Genomic DNA, 6,113 nt, shown 5'->3' with positions numbered 1-6,113 from the left:
TCAGAAGTGAAACCTCTTAGCGCTGATGGTAGTGTGGGGTTACCCATGTGAGAGTAAGTCATCGCCAGCTCATTATTACAAACACCCCCATTCCTATGAATGGGGGTGTTGCTTTTTGTGTGAGAAAAAATCTAAATCTCCGACTAACTTTAGAATGAATTGTGATATAAATCACACTATTTAAAATAATAAAAAGAGAATTAATCATGAAATTTGCAGGATTTAAAATATTTTCTATTATATTGGCTATAACACTCAGTTGTAGTTCTATATATGCTAACGAAACTGTGAAAAGTCTGTATAGTACAAAAGCTTTTTTAAATATTTGTGTAAGTTCTAGAGGAAATCCAGAATTAATAAATAAACAAGCAAAAAATATGGGATTTATCCAAATGCCTAATGAATATGCTGCACATTTTTAAAAAGATTATAATGGTCATGCTTGGATGATAAGTTCTTCTGAAGGAAAATTTGTTATTACACAACTTGATAATGGTGTATGTTCATTATTTATAAATAAAGGAAATTCAACTGAAATTCAGAAGAATTTAGAAAGCTGGCTACCTCCAGAATCTACTGGCCTAACTTATAAAAAAGAAATATTTAAAGATAAGAATTTAACCACAACAAATTATATTATTTCTAAAAATGAGAAGCCTTTAGAGACATGGATATATACTAGTTCATCTGAAAAGAATTCTTCATTAGTTGCGGTTATTTCTCATCAAATGAATTAATGAAAGCAAGTGGAAGTAGAGAAGAGCCAATTTAATTAATAAAGGGCTCTTCTAAAATTGATTATTTCAGTTGTCTACGCGCATGCTTTAGAGCAGTTCGAAGACCTTCTTCTAAGGTCGGATGATAAAAGGGTTTCTCTAGAATATCATTTACCGTTAATTCTTCACCGATTATCCAGCTTAATAAATGGGCCATATGTTCAGTTGCTTCCGTAAATAGCTCAGCACCTAGAAATTTTTGGCTTTCCCGTTCAATATAAACTTCAATAGCACCTTTATTTTTTCCAAGAACTATAGCTCTTCCTTGTCGTTCATAAGAGGCTTCGCCTGTAATAAAATCTATACCTTCATCTTTTAATTGCTTATAACTTTGACCTACGATCGCCATTTCAGGATGACTAAAGACAATTCCCAATGGAGTAAGTGTCTTAACTGAGTTTACCTGTGGATAATTTAAACAGTTATAAACAACTTTTTTACCTTCATGTGCTGCTTCATGTTGTAGTGGTGTTGAGGTGTAAGCATCACCAACAATAAAAATTGGATATGTATCTAGCTGCTTAGTTTTAGCATTTATAGGTAATAACTTAATATCTTTGAAAGAATTATCAATATTTTCTAGTTTTAAAGTATTGAGTAAACTTGTACGCCCTGTTGCAGCTAAAACATATTCAACTTTGAGAGTTTTTTCTTTTTCTTCAAGTTTATAGTTTAATAAAACACTTTCCTCACTGACTTTAAGCTCACTTGGCAATGTTTCGAATAGTATTGTTAACTCTTTTCCTAGCTCTTCTTGAGCAAGCTGTTGAAGTCTAGAACTAGTCAATATCCCAATTCGTTTACTACGAGCAAAGATTGTAGTTTTTACCCCTAACCGATGCATAGCTTGGGCAATCTCAAGAGCAATTACACCGCTACCAATTACAGCAATCGATTTAGGGAGTGTTTCTAATTCAAATATTTGATCTGTGGTTATAAGCCGATGCCCTAGTTCTTGCTTCCAAGTTTGATCATAACTAGGAGTAGAACCAACCGCCAAAATAAAACTTTTTGATTGATATTGCTTACCATTAACTTCTACAGTTTGTGCATCAATAAAATGTGCTTTGCCAGAAATTTTATGCTCAGTCGGCCATTGATCTACATCTTTTAAAGTTGCTTGTGTAAATCTGTCTCGTAAAGTTTGTACATGCTGCATCACTTGATCAGTATTAATATTTGCAGATACGTCTAAAGCAACCTCTTGAGCATTTTGAATGTCAAACATACGGTTTGCTGTAGAGATGAGAACTTTACTTGGCATACAGCCTACACGGGCACAAGTGGTATCCCATGGTCCATCATTTATAATTAAAATATTGTTGGTATGTTTAACGGCTTCTTTGTATGCGCTAATACCAGCAGTACCTGCGCCAATGATAATAATATCGAACATTGTCATTAAGCTATTTTAATAGATATTTAGAATATATAGAAAAACCCTCTTGAACAGAGGGTTTCATCCTAATTATTTAGCTTTAAAATGTAAATTTTTGCATAAAAGGTGTTTTTAGGGTTGTTGAAACAGTCCCATTTTGATTAATAGACTGACCTTCAATGCTTACCCCATTAATAACATGCTTAAAGTCTAATGTAGTTCCATTCGAGCTTTGTTTGAAAGTAAAAATATTTTGTCCTTCTAAATAAATACTGCCATTAAATTTCTGTGCATTCGTTGTTGGTGATTCATTTTCAACTCGGCTTCCTTCAAGGCTAGTAATACTTGGTAGGCTCAATATTTGGTGATTATTAGCCATTACTTTATATGTTGCATTGTTTGTATTGCCAGGAGTAGAGTTCACAACAAATGAAATTGGCTCTGCAAAAGGGACATTAGGATTGTCATTAATGAGTACGTTGAAACCAGAACCACCTTGAACTACATAGAGATCACCATCAATTGATGTATTATCTTTATAAACACTCATTGCACCCGTGGTTACTTCTTTTTCAGTTGGTTGGCCAGTCTCTGGATCTTGAACTAGAGCGGTTGTCGTAATTTTATAATCACTTGTGGCAGCATTAATTAATACGAATCTTTTTTGCTTGGTTTGTTCAAGTCCCCATGACTGTTGGAAAGGATAAGCAAACGCACCTGTAATAGTTACATCTTGAAAGTTTTTATCATTATTTTCATTTTCAAAAATATAAATTCTGGTATTTGATTGATAGTCCTGTAAGTTCGGAGATATATTGTCGTTTGCCAGTTTAATGTTCTTCAAGTCGTCTGCTGTAATATCAAAATCCCAATCATTATATCCAGTGAGTAAAGTTTTTATTTCTTCCCCTTTAAATACATAGCAGGCGCGGTAGTCTGTAGTACTCTTGATAAAACATTTATCTCGATAGTGGTCGGAGTACTTAGTAAGATCTACTTTTCGAATGTCTAAGGTTAACTTAAGTGGTCCTTGAGCGAAGGTATCTAGTGCATGATCAATATAACCTTTTGATTGCTTTTCATCATTAAGATCATAAGCGCCAAACAAATATTTACCTTCTTGTTTTACATTATTTAAAACTGAGGCCGCTAACTCCTGATCTGGTGATGGAGTGGTTGGTGTTGTTGTAGAACCAGAATTTGAATTTTGATTATAGTAGCCATCATTGCCACCCCCACCACAAGCTGTCAAAAAAGCAGCCAAAGTAACTCCACATACTCCTTGAGTAAGTTTCATGATTATCCCCATTAAAATGATAAGTTATTTAAAATAATTTTTTAGGTTTATAAAATAACATATATTTCATGAGGTTGCTCATGATATTTATAGGCAGGGTAACTGATTAAATGCGTGTACCCATCGTTACTCCGACAGTAGGTTTTACCTGCATCGAGGAGCATGCGCTAACGATTAAACAGCTTAAAAGAACGAAAATAAATTTATTCATAGAAAATTAATAAATGAATCAAAAGATATAAATACTCTAAATTAATATTATTTTTAGTTCTGTTGAGTTCATGCAGAGATATGCAAAATAATTTATCAAAAACCCTACTTGAAATAAGAAATAGGGTTTTCAAGAGAATTAATTTCTTAAATTTAGTCGTCTAACAAATCCATTTGTTTTGCTAATTGATATAAATTATTTGAACGGTTTCCTGTACGGCAGAACATCAGCACAGGTTTTGGCAATTCATTATAATGATTGGCAAAAGTACGTACATCTAGCTCAGTAATTTGTCCAGCTACAACAGGTTGATAGACATAGTCTAAGCCTACTTGACGTGCTGCTTCTTCAATCTGAGCGCTTGTAGGTTGTTCTGGGCCATCTTCCATATCTGGTCGGTTATTAATAATAGATTTAAATCCTTTTTCTACAACTTGGCCAACGTGTTCTGGACCAATTTGACCTGCGAAACCAACATTATCTGACATTTCGTCACTCCAAAATTTAACAAAACCTCTTATGCTGTATCATAGCATTAAGCTTAACCTGAGATACAAGACACTAAAACGTTGTTCCTACATAGATAAAACTTATGTCATAGAACAGCTCTAGATTTTTAAAAGGCTATCAGGATGTTTTTTGTAAATTCATTACTTCGACCATAATGCCACGGAGCACATATGCACGCTTATACGGTTGAGCCTTTATATGTTCCATGTGATCAAGAAATGATCGCAGCTGACTTTTATATTCCAAAAACAAATAATAAATCTGCGGTAATTATCATGGCGCATGGTTTTGCCGGATTGCGTCAATTTAAACTTATTCAGTATGCCCAGCGATTTGCTCAAGCAGGTTACGCTGTTATTTTGTTTGATTACAGATATTGGGGCGGAAGTACTGGCAAGCCTAGAGAAATGGTCTCCATCAATTCACAATTAGAAGATTGGAAGACGGTGATTCAGTATGCTTCGACTTCTAAACTCGTAGATAACCGAAGGATTGTGCTTTGGGGAACTTCTTTAAGTGGGGGATATGCACTAAGCCTAGCTTCTGAGTTAAAGAATATTCAAGCAGTTTTAGTACAAATTCCATATGTAGATGGCGCTGAAACTGCAAAGCTCTATCCTTTGCAGCGCTATCCCCAAGCATTAAAGCTATCGAGTCAGGATTATATGGGATCAAAGATGGGGCTTAATCCAAAGAGATTACCTGTTGTTGATCAACATAACTTATGTTTTATGCCTACAGCAGATAGTTATTATGGCTATTTATCAATTGTGAATCCTGACTATTATTGGAGTGGGGAAGTTCCTGCTCGTGTCTTTTTTAATTTGATGCGATACCGTCCAATCCAAGTTGTGCGCCAGATTAACATTCCTGTTTTATTTATTGCTGCTCAAAAAGATTCGCTTATTCCTATTGAGTCAAGCCGTGAAGCTGCGACAAATATTGCGCCTTTTGTGAGTTATCATGAGTGGGATATGAAACATTTTGATATTTATCACGGTTCATGGTTTGAAAAAGCAGTGATAACCCAATTAGAATTTTTACATCAGCATATAGGAGTGGTGTAAATGATTATTGTATGTGCATCGTGCGGTGCAAAAAACCGAGTTCCTGAAGAAAAACTTCCTGAGCAACCAAGCTGTGGGCAATGTCATCAGCCATTACTACCGCTTGCACCTATTGAACTAAATGAGCAAAATTTTAGTAACTACATCACGAATAGTGATTTACCTATTCTTATAGACTTATGGGCAGAATGGTGCGGACCTTGTAAAATGATGGCTCCACATTTTGCGCAGGTCGCAAAACAAAATCCAGGCGTTATCTTTGCCAAGATTAATACCGAAGAATCTCCTCGCTTGAGCCAAGCTTTTCATGTGAGAAGTATTCCGACACTTGTCTTAATGAATAAAACGACAGAGGTCGCGCGTATTAGCGGGGCATTACGTGCGCCTGAATTGCAACAGTGGCTCGATCAACAACTTCAAACGAATTTCGGGAGCTAAGGTGTCAGAAGCTTATACCAAACCAGAAGGAATTTTATCCTTACAAACGATTGCCATGCCAGCAGATACAAACTGGAGTGGTGATGTATTTGGTGGATGGATTGTGTCACAAATGGACTTGGCTGGAGCAATTCACGCAGAACGTTTCAGTCGTGGTCGCTGTGCTACGATTTCTATTAATCAAATGACCTTTTTGGTTCCGGTAAAAGTTGGCTTTGTCATTAGCTGCTATACCAAGATCTTAAAAGTTGGAAATACTTCTATTCAGATGCAAATTGAAGTTTGGGATAGTCATGATGACTCTCGTGAACCAATACGCATTACTGAAGGAGTTTTTACCTTTGTAGCAGTAGATGTAAAAGGTAATAAGCGTCAAATACCTGAAGAAGCGAAACAGAAGTTTTTGGAAACTCAATAAGAATCAGAAAGCCTGAAT

General features: G+C 35.5%; 6 protein-coding genes and 1 pseudogene. 4 read left to right on the top strand and 3 right to left on the bottom strand.

Annotation, left to right across the window (positions count from 1 at the left end):
* The first annotated feature begins 206 nt into the window (after positions 1–206).
* Positions 207–737, top strand: a pseudogene (locus tag HJG58_RS19180) (NMCC_0638 family (lipo)protein).
* A 61-nt stretch (positions 738–798) separates the two neighbouring features.
* Here the strand turns inward: HJG58_RS19180 and HJG58_RS17750 are convergent.
* The 3 genes from HJG58_RS17750 to HJG58_RS17740 form a co-directional block, all read right to left on the bottom strand.
* Complete coding sequence (locus HJG58_RS17750; RefSeq protein ID WP_170249745.1) at positions 799–2,172, bottom strand: dihydrolipoyl dehydrogenase; 1,374 nt, start codon at positions 2,170–2,172, stop codon at positions 799–801.
* Between the two features lie 82 nt (positions 2,173–2,254).
* On the bottom strand, positions 2,255–3,451 hold the full coding sequence (locus tag HJG58_RS17745) for a hypothetical protein (RefSeq protein ID WP_170249744.1): 1,197 nt from the start codon (positions 3,449–3,451) through the stop codon (positions 2,255–2,257).
* A 363-nt stretch (positions 3,452–3,814) separates the two neighbouring features.
* Positions 3,815–4,150 carry a protein tyrosine phosphatase family protein gene (locus HJG58_RS17740; protein WP_170249743.1) on the bottom strand — a complete coding sequence of 112 codons (336 nt, stop codon included), beginning with the start codon at positions 4,148–4,150 and terminating at the stop codon, positions 3,815–3,817.
* A 192-nt stretch (positions 4,151–4,342) separates the two neighbouring features.
* Here HJG58_RS17740 and HJG58_RS17735 point away from each other — a divergent pair, with 192 nt between their 5' ends.
* Genes HJG58_RS17735 through HJG58_RS17725 form a run of 3 tightly spaced genes read left to right on the top strand, consistent with a single transcriptional unit; the run spans position 4,343 to position 6,095 of the window.
* Positions 4,343–5,239, top strand: coding sequence for an alpha/beta hydrolase (locus HJG58_RS17735; protein ID WP_170249742.1), 897 nt, complete (start codon positions 4,343–4,345; stop codon positions 5,237–5,239).
* The gene (gene trxC, locus HJG58_RS17730; RefSeq protein ID WP_005050212.1) at positions 5,240–5,677 is read left to right on the top strand and encodes a thioredoxin TrxC; all 438 of its coding nucleotides are present in this window, start codon (positions 5,240–5,242) and stop codon (positions 5,675–5,677) included. It abuts the gene before it with no gap.
* Between the two features lies 1 nt (position 5,678).
* The gene (locus HJG58_RS17725; protein ID WP_002116010.1) at positions 5,679–6,095 is read left to right on the top strand and encodes an acyl-CoA thioesterase; all 417 of its coding nucleotides are present in this window, start codon (positions 5,679–5,681) and stop codon (positions 6,093–6,095) included.
* The last annotated feature ends 18 nt before the right edge of the window (positions 6,096–6,113 follow it).

The sequence above is a fragment of the Acinetobacter geminorum genome (genome assembly GCF_013009345.1).
Classification (GTDB): domain Bacteria; phylum Pseudomonadota; class Gammaproteobacteria; order Pseudomonadales; family Moraxellaceae; genus Acinetobacter; species Acinetobacter geminorum.
Note: the sequence above shows the minus strand (reverse complement) of the source record. Positions and strands in the feature narration are given on the sequence as shown.